Genomic DNA, 17,526 nt, shown 5'->3' on the forward strand with positions numbered 1-17,526 from the left:
CATCTCGGCAGAAAAGCAATAACATTTTCGCAACAAACAAAGAAAAAGCAGTAAATATATAGAACGATGACAACCCAAAGAGGTTGCAATACCAATCAGAATAAAAAGTTAAACAGAGAAAACGCTTATTTGGGTTGGTATCCATTACTATCATAAGGACATGCTATTCATGCTTACTTCATTTAAAAAACAGATCTCAGCTTCCATTATTGCCGCCACGTTTGCTCTTTCAGGATCTGCATTTGCAGCAGACCTTGAAAAAATACACTTTATTATTCCTGGTGGTGCCGGAGGCGGTTGGGATATGACCGCTCGTGGTACGGGTGATGTACTATTAAAATCAAACCTGATTGAGCAGGCCTCTTATCAAAACCTTTCTGGCGGTGGCGGTGGTAAAGCCATTGCTCACCTTATCGAGACTGCCAATCGTCAAACAGACACCTTAATGGTGAACTCAACGCCTATCGTGATCCGATCGTTAAGTGGTATTTTCCCACAATCATTCCGAGATCTAACGCCGATTGCTGCCACTATCGCCGATTACGGTGCTATCGTGGTAAATAAAGAGTCAAAATACACCAGTTGGGAGCAAGTCGTTGCTGATTTTAAGACAGACCCTCGCTCAGTAAAAATTGCAGGCGGTTCAGCTCGCGGCAGTATGGATCATCTTGTCATAGCGGCCGCATTTAAAGGGGAAGGGTTTGATCCAAGAAAGGTACGCTACATTGCTTATGATGCCGGCGGAAAAGCCATGGCCGCTCTACTTTCTGGCGAAACGCCTCTTCTATCAACAGGTTTAGGTGAAGTTCTAGAAATGTCGAAAAGCGGTCAAGTCCGTATTCTTGCGATTACCGCCCCTAAACGTTTAGAAAGCGCACCAAACATTCCAACACTGACCGAATACGGTAATGATACGGTTTTTGCTAACTGGCGTGGCTTCTTTGCCGCACCCGGTACACCTCAAGCAAAAATTGATGAATATACCGAAGTCTTTAGCAAGATGTATGAAACAGAACAATGGGCCGTTGTTAGAGATCGTAATGGTTGGATTGATAACTTCAAAGCAGATAAAGAATTCTATGCCTTTCTTGAGAACCAAGAAAAGATCATGGGCGACCTAATGCGTGAACTTGGCTTTTTAAAATAACCTTTCAGTGGCCTTGGACAGTTAATGACTCCCCCGGATATGGCTCATTAATCCTGCTTGTAACCTAGGGGTTTTACCCTATAAGAGGTTCCTTGCTCTGTACTTTCAGGCCGCTTTTTTATTTCTTTTCACCGAATGAATTCATGGAGAGAGCTCATGTCGTACTCTAGATCTTCTCTATTATGCAGAGATCGCGTTGGCGCGATTATCTTCTTATTAGTTTGCCTTTGTTATGGTTACCAAACCAGTTTAATCGCTCTTTTCCCTGGCGATGAATACGAACCTTTCACAGCAAGAACCTTACCTTACATACTCACATTCGCAGGTATTTTCTTATCATTACTATTAATTATCTCCGCTCAACCCGATGAAAAAAGTGGCGCTGTTTTAGGATTTAATTGGAAGCTACTTTGTGGGTTTTTGATCCTGATGGTGCTGTATGGCATTGGTCTAACTTGGCTTGGGTTTGTGCTAGCAACCAGCTTGTTCTTATTAGCCGGATTCTACTTATTAGGCGAACGACGTAAACCTATTTTATTTGGGGCTTCGTTTCCTTTTGTTACTGGATTCTGGCTACTTCTTACCAAAGGTTTAGATATCTATCTTGAACCTGGTTATCTTTTTCTTGCTTGGTAAACCCTAGGACTTAATTATGTTAGATGGAATTTTAGCAGGCTTATCCACCGCAATAATGCCAACCAATTTAATGATGGTAATGATCGGCTGTTTTGTCGGTACCTTTATTGGAATGTTACCGGGACTTGGGCCAATTTCAGCCATTGCACTTATGATCCCAATCAGCTACGGATTAGACCCTGCATCAGGCATGATCTTAATGGCTGGTGTCTATTATGGTGCGGTTTTTGGTGGCTCAACCTCCTCAATCCTTATCAATGCACCGGGTTGTTCATCAACTGTTGTCACCGCCTTTGATGGCTATCCGATGGCACAAAAAGGTCAAGCAGGTAAAGCCCTTGCGCTAGCCGCTTACTCCTCTTTTACGGGTGGCACTCTGTCAGCCATTATGCTGCTCATTGCAGCGCCTGCTTTAGCAAAAGTATCATTAAGCTTTCAATCCTCCGACTACTTTGCCTTAATGCTGGTTGGCCTTTCTGCTGTTGCTGCATTCGCAGGTAATGGGCAAGTAATAAAAGCATGGATGATGACAATATTAGGCTTGATGCTTTCAACCGTTGGGATTGATAAAGGCATTGGGGTTGAACGATTCACCTTTGGTTTAACGGATTTAATGGACGGGTTCAGTTTCCTATTACTTGCTATGGCAACCTTTGCTTTAGGTGAAACGTTAATGGGGATTTTGAAACCAGAACAAGACACTCGTGGCGATGAACAGCATAAAATGTCAGATCTTGGCAGCATGAAAATAACGAAAGAAGAATTCAAAGAAGTCGCCCCGGTTGCCATTCGATCGTCTATCTTAGGTTTCTTTACAGGCGTATTACCCGGTGCTGGTGCAACTATTGCCGCATTCTTAAGCTATGGCATGGAGCGAAATTTAGCACCAAAAGATAAACGAGATGAGTTTGGTAAAGGCAGTATTCGCGGGTTGGTTGCTCCAGAATCAGCAAACAATGCGGCATCTAGCGGGTCATTTGTTCCACTATTAACCCTTGGCATTCCAGGTTCAGGCACGACGGCCATCATGCTTGGTGCGTTAATCGCTTATGGTATTCAGCCAGGCCCAAGACTGTTTGTTGATCACCCTGATATTTTTTGGTCGGTTATTATCTCAATGTATTTTGGTAATATCGTATTAGTTATCCTTAACTTACCGCTTATTCCTTATATTTCTAAATTATTAGCGGTGCCAAGAACCGTATTATTGCCTATGGTGTTATTCTTCTCTATTACAGGTGTCTATTTAGTCTCCTTTAATACCGTCGATGTCTTCATTATGATCTTTATCGCAATGGTAGCGATAGCACTTCGGCTTGCCAATTTTCCTCTCGCCCCCTTATTGCTCGGTTTTATATTAGGCGGGATGATGGAAGAGAATCTACGCCGATCTTTAATGCTCAGTGATGGAGAACTTAGCTTTCTATGGGAACGACCAATCACCTTTAGTTTCACCGTTATTGCTGTTTTGGTTGTGCTGTGTCCGATACTCATCTGTTTACTAAAAAAGATCCGTATCAAAAAAACACCTATTAGCAACTAATCACCCATAAAAAAGGCTCATACGATGAGCCTTTTTTATTGCCGATAGAAACGCTTTATTATCACTCAATATGTGCGGATTTAATTTCGCGCAGATAACGATAAACCGTATGAATTGATATTTCTAATTTTTCAGCCACGGCAGGTATACTGTCTTTTAAATCAAACACACCAAGATCGTGTAAACGAAAGACGATTTCTCTGCTTTTCTTGGATGCCGAAATGTCAGGATCATTGATAACTTTATGTCGAATGCTCTCAATCGAACTTTGCATCATTTCTTCATTATTACGAGCAAATGTTTCAGGAGAAGCGTGATTGTCCTGAACAGGAAACGCTTCAGGCAGTAAAGAACGGATAACAGACTGAAAAGAAGCGTCGATATTAGAGTTAATACACAGCAATCCAATCGCTTCATTCTTAGGGTTTCGGATTACCGTAGTAATAGAGCGTAACGCTTTACCGTCTGGAGATTTAGTTAAATACGAATCCGATACATCATGACCATCATTTAACTTCATTAATGCTAGATTGGTAATTGGAGCACCAACGGTTCGTCCAGTTATATGCCCATTTGCAATTTTTATAATTGAAGCATCTCGAACATCTAAACTGTGTAACAATACTTCAGTATGTTCTCCATACATTGCAGCAATGCCATCAACGACATTTTTCATGGCTTCAAGAATATCAAAATCACTTTGGGTTAACTCATTCACGTCCTACATCCTATTGAACAAAAACCACCAATTAATAGTGGCTTTTCAATTACATCAACAATACAGCGATCAATGCTTACATTAACTCTGCTTATGCCGACATTATATCGATAATCATCGCGTCTGTCGCACCCATGCCATTTGTCACTAGCAGGCCAACATTACGAATGCTCTTTTCTACATCATGAGCAACAATACCTTGATCGTGCGCTTCGGTCGAGTTCATTGCCAGCATCGCCCCATTAATAGCACTGCTTGTCGACGTTTTCACCTTCATTGCACAGGTTGACTTAGCACCATCACACACCATTCCAGTGCAATCACACAACACATTTTGTATGGCGTAACACGATTGCTCATAATTACCCCCCGCTAAATACACCATTGCCATTGACGCTGCAGCACTGGTTACTGTATTACCACAAAAAGCAGAAAGAGGAGGATAGAAAGACTTAATATAAATGGCAGCTAAATGACTTAGGATCAAACCACGGGCAAGCTGCTCTTCACTTGATTTACAATGTTCGGCCATTAATACCACTGGTAATGTTGCGGCAATGCCTTGATTACCACTACCAAAATTGCTCATCGCTGGTAGCGTCGCGCCGCCCATTCGAGCATCAGAGGCTGAGGCCGTTCTCATGATAATATTGTTGGCTAAATCTTGAGACATAAAACCATTTTTAATGCTTTTTTCAATGGTTCTACCGACTTGCAAACCATATTCATTCAATAACCCTTCATCTGACAATTTACGGTTTAGATCAGAAGAGGCGAGAATAAACTTAATTTCATCGAAATCGGCATGCATAGCAAAGTCATAGATACCTTCAATACTAATATCAACGCCATCACAAATAGATCCCGTCGATACCGTTGCACTCTTATCTTGAGTGAACACCACGTTATCATTGAGTGTTTTCTTGATTATCTGTGTATGGCCGCCACTGATCTCAACTTTAGCAATATCATTACCCGCGTGAAGCTCGACATGACAATAGATAAATTCATCGCTATTAATACGGCTAACACTGATTTTACCTGCATCAATTAACGTTTGAGCATTATCGACTTGCTCTTGAGTTATTGCCGCTAATACTTCTAGTTCAGCGAGAGGGTCCCCACCAATAGCACCAACAGCGGCAGCAATAGGCAAACCGATTTTTCCTGTTCCTGGCACAAACACACCCATTGAGTTCTTATATAAATTATCAGATACATGAACAATAATTTTCTCAGGGGTTGTTGTTACCATATCAGCCGCTACTGCTGCTGCATAGGCCGCTGCAATTGGTTCAGTACAGCCTAAAGCAGGTTTAACGACAGCGTTAATAATTGCTTTATATTGTTGCCATTGCTGTTTCATGGGGATCCCTCAATTCTGTTTAACGATTACTCACAATGAGCAATGGCTTCAATTTCTACTTTGACACCTAACGGTAAATCTTTAACGGCAAAACAACTGCGTGCAGGGCATTCTGTTTGAAAATACTCTGCGTACACTTTATTAAACTCAGCAAAGTCAGTAATGTCGGATAAATAGCATGTCGTTTTTAAAACAGTATTCAAAGTGCCACCACCCGCTTCTATAACCGCTTTTAAATTCTCTAGCGATTGACGAGATTGTTCAGAAATACCGCCATCAACAACTCCGCCTTTTTCTTTACATACTGGTAGTTGACCAGAAGTAAAAATAAGACCACCAAATGTGTTGCCATGTGAATATGGACCAATGGCGTCTGGAGCACGGTTTGCTGTAATTACTTTTGTCATTTATTTGCCTTTCATCTTTATTGTGGATGAACCAAATAATACCAACAGCAAAAATATTTGCAATAATAAATGCAAATATTTTTTAATTATATATATTTAACTCGTAATTACAGGTATTTGGTGACATTTATTTGCAATAAAAACCATACTTGCATATTTTTTTTCATTTTATGCTTGAGTGTGGAATTACGACAGCATACAATTGCAAAATAATTTGCAAAATAAACATTTTAATTTTTAGGTGTACTTATGAATAAATTATCTATCCGAATGGGACTTAAAGCAATTTTTCCGCTATGTATCGGTGCCTTTCCTTTCTCTTTTATTGTTGGTGCCATTAGTATCAATGCGGGAATGTCCGTTACTGAAAGCACCTTATGGTCTTTCACTGTTTTTGCGGGCTCCGCTCAAATGGTTGCATTAGGTTTAATTCAATCTTCAGCCAGTGTTCTTGTCATTATGCTTACCACTTTTGTGATTAACCTTCGCCATCTTCTTTATAGCGCATCAATGTCCGAATACATGAAAGAGTACTCGTTACCAATGCGAGCTTTAATGGCCTTTGGATTAACCGATGAAGTCTATGCATCAACGATTGATGAGATGAAACTGAATAAAAAAGATCGTCATCAGTTTTATTTAGCCGCCATGATTGGTTTTTGGGTTAACTGGGTGGTCGCAAACTTTTTAGGGGCGTTAATTGGCTCGTCATTTCCTGAAATTGCTAACTATGGTTTAGATTTCGCAATGGTTGCAGCCTTCATTGCAATCGTCATCCCTCAAGTTAAAAATCGTGAATGTATTGTTGCTGCGGTCGTGGCAACCGTCACTGGTATTTTACTGTCCGGTTTGCCTTATTCTCTAGGTTTAGTGATTGCCGCTGTGGTTGGTGTCTATGCTGGCTATCGAATGGATTTGTCTACTGAAGCAATGGAAAAAGAAGCTCAACATTCAGACACTCTTGAACTCCCTAATACCGAAAAAGGACTTGTATAATGGAACATATTCACTTCGATACATTCATTACAATTACTGCGGTTATGGTTGCAGCAACGTTTCTTATACGCTTTTCCATTATAGGAATGGCTGGCAGTTTTAAAATGTCTGATCGCTTTAAAAAAACATTGCGCTTTGTTCCGGTCACGGTGCTTCCAGCCATTATTGCCGTCTCTATTTTAGGGTCAGGTGCGCACATGGAATTTAACTTACATAACCCAAAAGTACTGGCTGCCATTGTTTGTACTCTCGTTAGTTTACGGTTCAATCTTATTTGGGTTGTTCTCAGCGGTATTGGCTCTCTGATCTTATTTCAGCATGTCTTTTGTATTTGCTAATGCATAACAACGTAATATAAAGCCATATCAAAAATAAGTATGGCTTTCTCTTCCTCTCTTCATGCTACAATCCTTTCCTAATTTGCTCTCTGTTTATCGCTTTTGCTTTAAACTGTTTTTATTCTTCATATACCTGAGATTTCACATGCCATTTTCTAACCTTGGATTAAGTAATCCAATTTTAAAAGCCATTAATGAACTAGGCTACAAAGCCCCAACGCCAATTCAAGAAAAGGCGATTCCTGTTGCTCTAACAGGAAAAAACCTGATCGCAGCGGCACAAACTGGTACAGGTAAAACCGCAAGTTTTGTATTACCAATCTTGCAAATGTTAAGTGAAGAACAAACGAAAGTTCGAGCAAAACGTATTCGTGCATTGATCTTAACGCCAACACGCGAACTTGCCGTTCAAGTTGAAGATAACATCAGTAAGTACAGCAAGCATTTAGATCTTACGTCACTCGCTATGTATGGTGGTGTTGATTATAAAGAGCAGAAACAACGCTTAATTGAAGGGGTTGATATTCTGGTTGCAACGCCTGGTCGTTTGCTTGATATGTACACTCAACGTGCTGTGCATTTTGACGAAGTTGATATTCTCGTACTCGACGAAGCCGATAGAATGCTAGACATGGGCTTTATCGAAGACATCAATAAAATTATTGAACGTTTACCGTTAGAGCGCCAAAACTTATTGTTCTCAGCAACCCTGTCAGAACAAGTTCGTGCATTGGCAAGAACAGCAATCAATAATCCAATTGAAATTACCATTGAGCGTAACAGTAACGCTGAGCCTAAAATTGACCAATGGTTAATTACGGTTGATAAAGACAAAAAATCGGCGCTAATCAGTCACCTAATTAAAGAAAACGATTGGGATCAAGCGTTGATCTTCATCGAAACAAAACACGGTGCAGCGAAACTGGTAGGTCAACTTGAAAAACGCGGCATTACCGCTGAAGCGTTCCACAGTGGTCGTAGCCAAGATGCTCGCTCAAAAGTATTGAATGACTTTAAAGAGGGTCGTTTGAAGTATTTAGTCGCGACAGGGATTGCGGCTCGTGGTATTGATATCGATGAATTGACTCGAGTCATTAACTACGATTTACCGTTCCCTGCTGAAGATTATGTTCACCGTATTGGTCGTACAGGCCGTGCTGGTTCATCTGGTGAAGCGATTTCATTTGTATCTCGAGATGATTTTAAGAACTTGTGTATGATTGAAAAACGTCTGGGTCACTTAATTGTCCGTAAAGAAATTGAAGGATTCGTCCCTAATAAAGACGTACCAATTTCAATTTTGAACTTTAAACCGACAAGAAAACCAGCACCAAAATTTTAAGTACTATTTCTGTGTAACTCATTTATTCACTTAATGAGCGACAAAAAAACGCCCATTTCTATCATAAAGAAATGGGCGTTTTTTATTCAAATTACCTACAACAAATGCTTTAGTACTTCTTCTGTTTTTTGATAGCCTAAATCGATCATTTCCGCAGTACGTTCAAACTCAAAAGTACCACACGCATCACGTGCTATTTCCACCGTAATATCGGGCGGATAAGCAGCTAACTTCTGTCTCGCTATCGTACTTTGCATTGCATCAAACGCTTGATTTGCGATGTCATACATACCTAAATCAATTCTTGATGTTTTCGCTGTTAATGACCCAAAATAATCACTCACTTTACGATGAAAAGACGTATCGCCTTCAGATTCCGCCTCAGATATATCTATTTGTTTATCGGCAAAGTCATCAATTTGATGTGTCATTTCACCCGCAAGATTCACCGCTAATGTAATATCAGAATGATCACCAAACGTCGGGGCAATAGGGACAGGGTTTAATACCCCACCATCAATTAACGTTCTGCCATTGAGTTCAATTGGCATTAAATACAGAGGCAATGAAATTGAAGCCCGCATTGCTTGAAGAAGCGGCCCTTTTTGTAACCACACTTCTTTTTCATTACTGATGTCTGCCGCAACTGCCGTGTATGGGATAGACAAATCTTCAATATTTAAGTCCCCTAAAAGATGACCCAGACGATTCATCACTTTATCGCCTTTTATTAAGCCGCCCTTACCCCAATTAAAATCCATTAGAGAAACAATATCGAGCTTTGTCACTGTTCGCATCCACGCTTCAAACTCATCGAGTTTTCCTGCAGCATAGAAGCCACCAATAACCGTACCAATCGAGCAACCAGAAACAGAAACAATAGTAAAATCATGTTCCTCTAGCCAACGGATCACGCCAATATGAGCAAGACCTCTTGCACCACCACTGCCTAATACTAAAGAAACTGTTTTACCCATTACACTCTTCCTTTATGAGGTTAATTCTGTATCAGTAACGTCTTATTCTGACGTAATATCGGCAAATTGAGCGACCAATGTATGTTGTAAATCTTGTGGCGACAACCCAATATCAAGTCCTCTTTTTCCACCACTCACGTACATGGTTTTAAATTCTTCAGCACTGATATCAATCACCGTTTTCAAACGCTTCTTTTGACCAAGAGGACTCACTCCTCCCATCACATAACCACTGCTTTTTTGTACTAATGCTGGATCCGCCATTTTGGCTTTTTTGCCTTTAACGGCTTTAGCAATTAATTTCATGCTTAATTGCTTTGCCACTGGAATAATGCCAACAACCAGATCTTTTTCATCCACTTGTACAACCAGCGTTTTAAACACCTCTTCATGAGGTAAACCCAACTTTTCAGCCGCTTCAAGTCCATAAGCTTGCGCTTTAGGATCATGATGATACTCAAGCGCCTGATGATCTATTTTTAATTTCTTTAATAATTTTGTTGCTGGGGTCATGTTGCCCTCTTTAATGCTTAAAGTAAGTTCTCTCTGGTCGCCCCACACTGCCATAAGACAGATCAGCACTCAACTCTCCAGAGCTAATCAAATATTCGAGATAACGACGCGCTGTTGTTCTGCTTGCGCCAAAGAGTTCCCCCGCCTGATCTGCGGTTAATTTAGTTTTACTCTCAAAAAGACGTCGTACCTTTTCTAAAGTTACTCCATCAATTCCTTTTGGTAAACGAGTAACTTGCGATGCGGCCCCAGAATGTAGCATCGCATCCACCATTGATTGATCAATATCAAGCCGAGCAGTCAGTTGTTTCTTTTGGCTCAAATACTTATTTATGGACTCTTCTAATCGGCTAAAGATGACCGGTTTTAGCAAATAATCAATCACACCACCACGCATGGCTTCTTGTAATGTATTTACGTCTCTGTCTGCGGTAATTAAAATGACGTCTGGAGAGTTTTCTTTTTGGCGTAGTTCACGCAAAATATCCAACCCATTACCATCAGGTAAATAAATATCGAGTAACACCATATCTGGGTTCAACACATCAAACAAGGTATCGGCTTCTTCTTTACTTGCGGCAATACCGATCACCTCAACCGCGTCTATTTTATCTAAATTACGACGATGTATCTCCGCAATAGCAATGTCATCTTCGACAATAACGATGGTTACTTTACTGCTCACTCAATATCCTTATTTCATTCTTTTTATCATGACGACTTTTTAAGCCATTCTTTTGGTAAATAGATGGTCATCACTGTACCTACGTCCGTTTCACTGTGTACCGTGAACTCACCTCGATAGTGATCAACAAGTTGCTGAATTAGATGCAGTCCAACACCTCTTCCCTGATCTGATTTGGTAGAAATACCTCTTTTAGTCAGTTGCTTTAACGTTAGCGATTCTGGTAACCCACAGCCTCTATCTTCCACCTCAATGATCAACTCTTGACCAAAATCAGTCACACTCACTACGATGGGATATGTGCTCTGCTTTGCCACACTTAACGTAGCATCAAAGGCATTATCGATAAGGTTACCAATAATCGTGACCAAATCTTCTGCACGAATATGCTCAGGTAATAGGCCTAACTGTGTTCCTTCTTCTATTTCGAGTTGTAAACCAAGCTCTCTTGCTCGTTCACTTTTTCCTAAAAGCACCCCCGCAATCATTGGTTCTGAAATACTCTCTCTTAAGAATTCAATTAACTTTTGATAGCGAAGGCTTTCTTGACCAATTATCTGTTGAACTTCTTCAATGCGATCAAGTTGGATTAACCCACTAATGGTATTTAATTTATTACGATGTTCGTGCGTTTGTGAGCGCAGTAAATCTGCGTATTGCTTCACTTGAGACAGCTGAATCGTTAACTCACTGATTTCGTCTTTACGCCTAAAACTCGATACCGCGCCAATGACTTCGCCATCCATTTGAATCAATTCACGGTTCGCTATTACCGCTTGTCCGTTCAACAATAATTCGATGTCATGCTCTGATTTATGTGTCACTAATAATTTGGTGAGGTCACTGTCTGGTAATACGTCGGAAAAAGGTCGATTCAGAGAGCGTTTAGGGTCAATACCTAAAATCTCACACGCACTGTTATTGATTGAACGTAATTTACCACTCGCATCAATACTTAATACGCCCTCTCGTAACGTAGAGAGGGTGACTTGTTGTTCTTTATACAAACGTCCAAACGCTTCTGGCTCAAAGCCAAAAATCGACTTTTGAAAGCGACGTGCAATGTAATTGGCAATAATGGCATTCGCAAAAATAACAAGTACCGCCATCCCTAAGAAGAAAAATAAAAAATGAGATACTTTATTGTCTATGGTCGTCAATAAATAACCGACAGACACCACCCCAATAATCTCACCAGAGTCATCTAGGATCGGTGTTTTACCCCGAACTGATTTACCTAGCGATCCCTTAGCATAAGAAATATAAGAATGACCAAACAGCAAAGCTTGCTGATTGTCCCCCCCTTGCATTGCTTTACCTATGCGTTCCTTTATTGGATGAGCGATACGTATGCCTTTCTCATTACCAACAACAATAAATGCCGCACCAATGGATGAGCGAAGACGCTCTATTTTTTCTGCAATAATTTCAGGATCATTATTTTTAACGGCTAATATTACGTGAGGAGATTGAGATAGAAACGTCGCAATACCGAGCGCCTTTTCACCACTGTCTTGAGATTCCCAATGCTTTACATAAAAGAAGGCACACACAGATAAAATAAATAACTTCCCTATCCCTGAAATTGTCATTACTGATAGCAAACGACGTCGGAAACTTAAATCACGCCAAGACATTACTTCATCATTCCTTGATAATAAAACTGACAATAAATCGTATCACACGCTGTTAACCTATTCTTAAACCTTGTTCATACTCTTTGATCACAGCTTATAAATATTTCCATCAATTCCACATTATTTTTAGGTAATTCATTCTGTCTCCCCCTATTTATGTGGTATAAAACAGGCGCTTCTTTTCTGGTGTTTAACTCTTTCCTAAAGGTTCCCGTTATTATGAAAAGCGATATTGAGATCTGCCAAACTGCGACACTTATAAGAATGAAAACGATTGCGTCTAACTTAGGGCTGCATGATGATGACATTACGCCACAAGGTCGCTATAAAGCGAAAGTCAATATTGATGCCTTAAAACACCTTGAAGATAAACCAAGTGGAAAACTTATTTTGGTTACCGCAATCACTCCAACGCCTTTAGGGGAAGGAAAAACGGTAACAACCATAGGATTAGCACAAGGCCTAGCTAAATTAGGGGAATCCGTCAGTGCTTGTATTCGTCAACCCTCAATGGGTCCCGTTTTTGGGGTAAAAGGCGGTGCCGCGGGTGGTGGTTATAGCCAAGTCGCTCCTATGGAAGAATTAAACCTACATTTAACAGGTGATATCCATGCAATAACGGCCGCACATAACCTCGCTTCCGCCGCTATTGACGCACGTATTTATCACGAACAACGTTTGGGTTATGACATTTTTTCAGAAAATAATGATCTCCCCGCATTACGTATTGATCCAACCCAAGTGGTTTGGAAACGAGTGATGGACCATAATGACCGTGCTCTACGCATGGTGACCATCGGAAAGAATGAAGACAATAAAACCATTAATGGTTATGAACGCGAAGATGGTTTCGATATAACTGCCGCTTCAGAATTAATGGCCATTCTCGCTTTAGCCACTGACCTTCAAGATCTTCGTCAACGTATCGGTCGCATTGTTGTTGCTTATAACCTTGATGGACAGCCTATCACCACAGAAGACTTGCAAGTGGCTGGCGCAATGACAGTCACAATGAAATTCGCAATCAATCCAACGTTAATGCAAACACTTGAAGGCGTTCCAACGTTCGTTCATTCTGGGCCATTCGCAAACATCGCTCATGGTAACTCGTCGATTATTGCTGATAACATCGCCTTAAAATTGACCGATTATACCGTGACAGAAGGTGGTTTTGGTTCAGACATGGGCTTAGAAAAAGCATGTAATATCAAGACAACGGTTTCTAAAAAAGCGCCTGATTGTGCCGTGTTAGTGGCCACATTACGTGGAATAAAAGCAAACTCAGGATTGTTTCCTCTATCATCAGGTCAATCCTTACCTAAAGCACTCTTTGTACCAAATCAAGAGGCATTAATTGCAGGATTAGATAATTTACATTGGCACATCAAAAACTGTGCTAAATATGGGTTGCCTGTTGTTGTTGCCATAAATCGATTCCCTGAAGACACTCAAGAAGAGCTCGATTTCTTAGCTGATTGGGTTACGAGTCAGTCTTCTGAATTAAATGTTGATGTTGCCATTAGTGAAGCATTTGGAAAAGGAGGCGAAGGCACTCGCGAACTCGCCCAAAAAGTGCTCATCGCATGCGCACAAGAAACAGAGTTTACGCCACTTTATACTCCAGACATGAGTTTACTAGACAAATTAACCGCTGTAGCCATAAAAGGATATGGCGCTGAACGCCTTGAACTTTCAGAAAAAGCACAGCAACAACTCGCTATGTTTGAACAGTTAGGCTATCAACACTTATCAGTATGCATGGCAAAAACACCGGCATCGATATCGACTGATGGCAACATTAAAGGCGCTCCAACTGACTTTATTGTACCGATTCGTGAATTACGATTGTGTGCTGGTGCAGGCTTTGTGTATGCCTTATGTGGTAACGTGATGACAATGCCTGGCTTGCCTGAAAAACCCGCATTCATGAATTTAGATATTGATAGTAATGGAAACATCACAGGGCTAAGCTAAGATCACATTACTTAATGTAGATCATGTTCTATGTGTTACATTTACTGTTAATCTAGCTTCAACTTTTTATATAAATTTAAATAATAATTTTGAGGTTATCCTAATGGATATGACTAATGCTCAACGCTTGATCCTTTCAAACCAGTATTATCTGATGTCACAAATGGATCCAGAAAACGCGGAAAAATACCAACGCCAACAACTGATTGTTGAACGTGGTTATGAACTGCAAATTCGTGAATTAGACAAAGATTTTGGCAGTATCTCTGAAACAGAATGTCGTGAAATTATCGACTTCATGGAGATGTACCATGCAATGCAAGAATCTTACAATATGCTGATCCCTGAATGCCAAGCAAAAGTAGATGCACGTCGTTTACAGTTTTTAGGTTTTGATATTGCGACTGAAGCACAGCAAGTAAACTATGTGCGTTTCCTTACAAACTCTGAAGGTCTATACCCTCAGTTTGATAAAGCGGATCATCATTTTAATAGTCAAATGCCTATGATGGACAAATATCGTCGTATGTTAACAACATGGCGCAACTGCCCACGTCAATACCATTTATGCTCTACTGAAATGGCGCAAATTTTTAACGCATAATCAGAACACAGTAACTCAATTCTAAATCCTCGCTCTTGCGGGGATTTTTTATATCCGATCTTCACTGAATATTATGCCCTTAAATAAAAAATCCTCGCTAACGAATTAGCGAGGATTTGAGTATTCTAACCTGATTGATAATTAACTAAGAATCCACCCTTATAGATAAACAGCAATATCAATATTATTGGTCAGATTAGAATTCATAGCGAAGACCTAAGTGGTAGTAATCTTCTTCAGCGTCATTCCAGCTCATCACGTTAGTGCTCGCTGGTACTGCTTTGCCATTTTCACCGTTACGCATCACGTAACTTGTGTAGATAGAAGAACGAGCCGTTAAGTGGTATTGAACTTCAAAGGTAGTATCTTTGTATTCCGCTTCATCACCACCGCTGTTTTCTAATGAGCGGTAGCCCATGCGCGCCGTCCAATCATCATTGATGTTGTATACCGCTGTTAATTCATAGCTCTTATCTGTTGATTTGTCAGAGTACACACCTTCGATTTCATCTTGGTTATACATTGCAGCAAGCGTTAATTCATTCAGTTTGTATTGAAGACCCGCACCCCAGAATGTGTAATCACGATTAGCATTATTGCCCGTATCACTAGTACTGTTTGCTTGATATGCAACAACAGGCGCTAACGTACCAGCATCACCTAAATCAAATGTGTAACGACCTACCGCATTGTAAGAACCATCTTGATTTGATTCTGAGTTACCTAAAATGTAAGCAACTGACATATCAAAAGCACCAAAACTGTTTTGATATTGAATAGTGCCATCTTGACGGAATGTTTGTGCTGAAGAGTTATCAACTAATTCTAATTGACGACCTAAAACCACATCAGAAGCAGCGAATACATCGCCTAAATCAGAAAGCATAATGATGCCAGAAGCAACACGACCAAAGGTCACTTTACCCGCTTCAGAAGCGTCAATACCTGCCCATACGTAACGAGGTGACCAGTTTCCATCACCACGAGCTTCAGCCGCATTTACTTGATATTCAGCCCAACCAATAACAGACACTTTATCATTAACGACTTGAGAACCACCTAGACCGATACGTGCGTCAAAATTACCAACTGAATCGCCCTCTTCACCCATGCCTGCACGGTCAGTAATGTTAAAACCTAAACGGCTATATACATCAATTGTCGAACCATCTTCTGCTGTGTATACCGTTGTTGCTGATGCAGAGCCAGCCATAAGTAATGCTGGTACCGCTAATGCTAAAAGTGTCTTTTTCATGTTATATACCCTATATTTTTGAACTTATATTGGTTTGGCGGTTCTATAAGTTGAACGCCTAACTCAAGAATTCTTGCAATCCATACATGTTTTGTCGAATCCGTTGACAGCAATCATGCAACATTAATTCGCTCTGCAAAATTAATAGGGTAAATAGTTTGAACGTGGTCAAAAACAAGTGACGTAAAAAAACATAAATCAAACATAAACAGTAAGATATAAAGATTGAATCATTTTTAAATTTAGACTTTTTTAACTTCATTTCGATCGAGATCACATATTAATGCGAGAGTCGAATAAAGTAGAGTGAGCCTGATCACTTAATTTTTATAACAAAAAAGGTCTTATTAGTTTCTATTAGCCGCTGTATTTGAAGTAAATCACATTATGAACGTTGAGATTCTAAGGTAATTATCGCTATAGAATATTTATCCGTGGCTCTTTTTATTCCGCCAATGAAGAAGTACACTTCGGCTAAACTAATTTTCAGGTGTTTCCATGTCTTATCAATGCCCTTTATGCCAGCACAAATTACACTTTACGCATAATCAATATCGCTGTGAAAATAATCATCAATTTGATAATGCAAAAGAAGGGTATGTGAATCTCATGCCTGCACATCATAAACGCTCGAAGAACCCGGGTGATAATAAAGAGATGATGCAAGCAAGACGTGCTTTTTTAGAAGCAGGACATTACCAGCCTATGCAACAGCTGGTTGCTGATTTTTGTCAAACCTACCTTACTGATGAATCATCTACCTTATTAGATATCGGTTGTGGTGAAGGTTATTACACTGCTGAAATTCAGAACCGCCTTGTAGAAAGACGCGCTCAAGTATTTGGACTAGACATATCAAAAGTAGCAATTAAATTTGCCGCAAAACGTTATCCAAACTGTCAATTTAGCGTGGCATCGAGCCATCGTTTGCCTTTCTCTGATCAAAGTTTAAATGGCATTGTTCGTATTTATGCGCCATGCAAAGCCGAAGAGTTACAGCGTACAATTAAAGACAAGGGTTATTTGTTTACTGTAACCCCTGCAAGTCATCACTTATTTGAGCTACGTGAAGAAGTTTATGGTGAAGTACGCTTACACGATGAAGCCGCTGAGGAAATTGAAGGCTTTGAATTAGTAAAAGAAGAGAAGCTTACTTATGATATGTCATTAACGGGTATTGAAGCATTACATTTACTGGATATGACGCCCTTTTCATGGAAAGCCACACCTGAATTTAAACATGATTTAGCAAATAAAACCTCGTTCATGTGTAAAGCTGATTTCATGATCAGAGCTTATAAAAAATAAACCCACTAACCAATCTCAAAAATAAGAAACGAAGATAACCTATTAATTTTAAATGGGTTATCTTTATAAAACACAATAAA

General features: G+C 40.1%; 17 protein-coding genes. 9 read left to right on the forward strand and 8 right to left on the reverse strand.

Going from position 1 to position 17,526, the window contains the following annotated elements:
• The first annotated feature begins 169 nt into the window (after positions 1–169).
• From A6E04_RS08695 to A6E04_RS08705, 3 genes are all read left to right on the forward strand, one after another.
• Positions 170–1,147, forward strand: a complete 978-nt coding sequence (locus A6E04_RS08695) for a tripartite tricarboxylate transporter substrate binding protein (protein WP_023603855.1) — start codon at positions 170–172, stop codon at positions 1,145–1,147.
• A 135-nt stretch (positions 1,148–1,282) separates the two neighbouring features.
• Positions 1,283–1,783: a tripartite tricarboxylate transporter TctB family protein gene (locus A6E04_RS08700; RefSeq protein WP_017022136.1), complete on the forward strand. Its 501-nt coding sequence runs from the start codon at positions 1,283–1,285 to the stop codon at positions 1,781–1,783.
• 16 nt (positions 1,784–1,799) lie between these two features.
• Positions 1,800–3,326 carry a tripartite tricarboxylate transporter permease gene (locus A6E04_RS08705; protein WP_065610904.1) on the forward strand — a complete coding sequence of 509 codons (1,527 nt, stop codon included), beginning with the start codon at positions 1,800–1,802 and terminating at the stop codon, positions 3,324–3,326.
• Positions 3,327–3,387: 61 nt separating this feature from the next.
• On the opposite strand, the gene A6E04_RS08710 is transcribed toward A6E04_RS08705, so the two are convergent.
• From A6E04_RS08710 to A6E04_RS08720, 3 genes are all read right to left on the reverse strand, one after another.
• Positions 3,388–4,044 carry a helix-turn-helix transcriptional regulator gene (locus A6E04_RS08710; protein WP_017022138.1) on the reverse strand — a complete coding sequence of 219 codons (657 nt, stop codon included), beginning with the start codon at positions 4,042–4,044 and terminating at the stop codon, positions 3,388–3,390.
• 91 nt (positions 4,045–4,135) lie between these two features.
• A complete protein-coding gene (locus A6E04_RS08715; protein ID WP_065610906.1) occupies positions 4,136–5,410 on the reverse strand; it encodes an L-cysteine desulfidase family protein in 1,275 nt (424 codons plus the stop codon).
• Between the two features lie 26 nt (positions 5,411–5,436).
• The gene (locus tag A6E04_RS08720) at positions 5,437–5,817 is read right to left on the reverse strand and encodes a RidA family protein (RefSeq protein WP_065610908.1); all 381 of its coding nucleotides are present in this window, start codon (positions 5,815–5,817) and stop codon (positions 5,437–5,439) included.
• Positions 5,818–6,066: 249 nt separating this feature from the next.
• On the opposite strand from A6E04_RS08720, the gene A6E04_RS08725 reads away from it, so the two are divergent.
• The 3 genes from A6E04_RS08725 (at position 6,067) to A6E04_RS08735 (ending at position 8,493) form a co-directional block, all read left to right on the forward strand.
• Entirely contained in the window at positions 6,067–6,813 is a 747-nt protein-coding gene (locus A6E04_RS08725) for an AzlC family ABC transporter permease (RefSeq protein WP_017022140.1), read from the forward strand.
• On the forward strand, positions 6,813–7,151 hold the full coding sequence (locus A6E04_RS08730) for an AzlD domain-containing protein (RefSeq protein WP_035470534.1): 339 nt from the start codon (positions 6,813–6,815) through the stop codon (positions 7,149–7,151). The genes A6E04_RS08725 and A6E04_RS08730 overlap by 1 nt, the downstream gene beginning before the upstream one ends.
• A 145-nt stretch (positions 7,152–7,296) precedes the next feature.
• Positions 7,297–8,493 (forward strand): DEAD/DEAH box helicase, encoded by a 1,197-nt coding sequence (locus A6E04_RS08735; protein ID WP_017022142.1) that lies wholly within the window; start codon positions 7,297–7,299, stop codon positions 8,491–8,493.
• Between the two features lie 95 nt (positions 8,494–8,588).
• On the opposite strand, the gene A6E04_RS08740 is transcribed toward A6E04_RS08735, so the two are convergent.
• Genes A6E04_RS08740 through A6E04_RS08755 form a run of 4 tightly spaced genes read right to left on the reverse strand, consistent with a single transcriptional unit; the run spans position 8,589 to position 12,305 of the window.
• Positions 8,589–9,470 carry a patatin-like phospholipase family protein gene (locus A6E04_RS08740; RefSeq protein ID WP_017022143.1) on the reverse strand — a complete coding sequence of 294 codons (882 nt, stop codon included), beginning with the start codon at positions 9,468–9,470 and terminating at the stop codon, positions 8,589–8,591.
• A 42-nt stretch (positions 9,471–9,512) separates the two neighbouring features.
• Positions 9,513–9,983: a Cys-tRNA(Pro) deacylase gene (ybaK, locus tag A6E04_RS08745; protein WP_065610911.1), complete on the reverse strand. Its 471-nt coding sequence runs from the start codon at positions 9,981–9,983 to the stop codon at positions 9,513–9,515.
• 10 nt (positions 9,984–9,993) lie between these two features.
• Positions 9,994–10,668, reverse strand: coding sequence for a response regulator (locus tag A6E04_RS08750; RefSeq protein ID WP_017022145.1), 675 nt, complete (start codon positions 10,666–10,668; stop codon positions 9,994–9,996).
• A 26-nt stretch (positions 10,669–10,694) separates the two neighbouring features.
• A complete protein-coding gene (locus tag A6E04_RS08755; protein WP_065610913.1) occupies positions 10,695–12,305 on the reverse strand; it encodes an ATP-binding protein in 1,611 nt (536 codons plus the stop codon).
• Between the two features lie 219 nt (positions 12,306–12,524).
• Between A6E04_RS08755 and A6E04_RS08760 the strand changes: the two genes are divergently transcribed.
• Both A6E04_RS08760 and A6E04_RS08765 read left to right on the forward strand, forming a co-directional pair.
• The gene (locus A6E04_RS08760) at positions 12,525–14,279 is read left to right on the forward strand and encodes a formate--tetrahydrofolate ligase (protein WP_065610915.1); all 1,755 of its coding nucleotides are present in this window, start codon (positions 12,525–12,527) and stop codon (positions 14,277–14,279) included.
• Positions 14,280–14,382: 103 nt separating this feature from the next.
• On the forward strand, positions 14,383–14,883 hold the full coding sequence (locus A6E04_RS08765) for a YfbU family protein (protein WP_012550700.1): 501 nt from the start codon (positions 14,383–14,385) through the stop codon (positions 14,881–14,883).
• A gap of 196 nt (positions 14,884–15,079) precedes the next feature.
• On the opposite strand, the gene A6E04_RS08770 is transcribed toward A6E04_RS08765, so the two are convergent.
• Positions 15,080–16,138 (reverse strand): porin, encoded by a 1,059-nt coding sequence (locus A6E04_RS08770; protein ID WP_017022148.1) that lies wholly within the window; start codon positions 16,136–16,138, stop codon positions 15,080–15,082.
• Positions 16,139–16,636: 498 nt separating this feature from the next.
• Here A6E04_RS08770 and rlmA point away from each other — a divergent pair, with 498 nt between their 5' ends.
• On the forward strand, positions 16,637–17,446 hold the full coding sequence (gene rlmA, locus A6E04_RS08775; protein WP_065610917.1) for a 23S rRNA (guanine(745)-N(1))-methyltransferase: 810 nt from the start codon (positions 16,637–16,639) through the stop codon (positions 17,444–17,446).
• Positions 17,447–17,526: the final 80 nt, after the last annotated feature.

The sequence above is a fragment of the Aliivibrio logei genome (genome assembly GCF_001691055.1).
In the GTDB taxonomy this organism is placed as follows: domain Bacteria; phylum Pseudomonadota; class Gammaproteobacteria; order Enterobacterales; family Vibrionaceae; genus Aliivibrio; species Aliivibrio salmonicida.

Bases quoted from the DNA above. Each gene is read 5' to 3' on its own strand.
- A6E04_RS08735 (WP_017022142.1), top strand. From the start codon at position 7,297: ATGCCATTTTCTAACCTTGGATTAAGTAATCCAATTTTAAAAGCCATT.
- ybaK (WP_065610911.1), bottom strand. From the start codon at position 9,983: ATGACCCCAGCAACAAAATTATTAAAGAAATTAAAAATAGATCATCAG.
- A6E04_RS08705 (WP_065610904.1), top strand. From the start codon at position 1,800: ATGTTAGATGGAATTTTAGCAGGCTTATCCACCGCAATAATGCCAACC.
- A6E04_RS08740 (WP_017022143.1), bottom strand. From the start codon at position 9,470: ATGGGTAAAACAGTTTCTTTAGTATTAGGCAGTGGTGGTGCAAGAGGT.
- A6E04_RS08720 (WP_065610908.1), bottom strand. From the start codon at position 5,817: ATGACAAAAGTAATTACAGCAAACCGTGCTCCAGACGCCATTGGTCCA.
- A6E04_RS08730 (WP_035470534.1), top strand. From the start codon at position 6,813: ATGGAACATATTCACTTCGATACATTCATTACAATTACTGCGGTTATG.
- A6E04_RS08700 (WP_017022136.1), top strand. From the start codon at position 1,283: ATGAATTCATGGAGAGAGCTCATGTCGTACTCTAGATCTTCTCTATTA.
- A6E04_RS08725 (WP_017022140.1), top strand. From the start codon at position 6,067: ATGAATAAATTATCTATCCGAATGGGACTTAAAGCAATTTTTCCGCTA.
- A6E04_RS08755 (WP_065610913.1), bottom strand. From the start codon at position 12,305: ATGTCTTGGCGTGATTTAAGTTTCCGACGTCGTTTGCTATCAGTAATG.
- A6E04_RS08770 (WP_017022148.1), bottom strand. From the start codon at position 16,138: ATGAAAAAGACACTTTTAGCATTAGCGGTACCAGCATTACTTATGGCT.
- rlmA (WP_065610917.1), top strand. From the start codon at position 16,637: ATGTCTTATCAATGCCCTTTATGCCAGCACAAATTACACTTTACGCAT.
- A6E04_RS08765 (WP_012550700.1), top strand. From the start codon at position 14,383: ATGGATATGACTAATGCTCAACGCTTGATCCTTTCAAACCAGTATTAT.
- A6E04_RS08715 (WP_065610906.1), bottom strand. From the start codon at position 5,410: ATGAAACAGCAATGGCAACAATATAAAGCAATTATTAACGCTGTCGTT.
- A6E04_RS08695 (WP_023603855.1), top strand. From the start codon at position 170: ATGCTTACTTCATTTAAAAAACAGATCTCAGCTTCCATTATTGCCGCC.
- A6E04_RS08760 (WP_065610915.1), top strand. From the start codon at position 12,525: ATGAAAAGCGATATTGAGATCTGCCAAACTGCGACACTTATAAGAATG.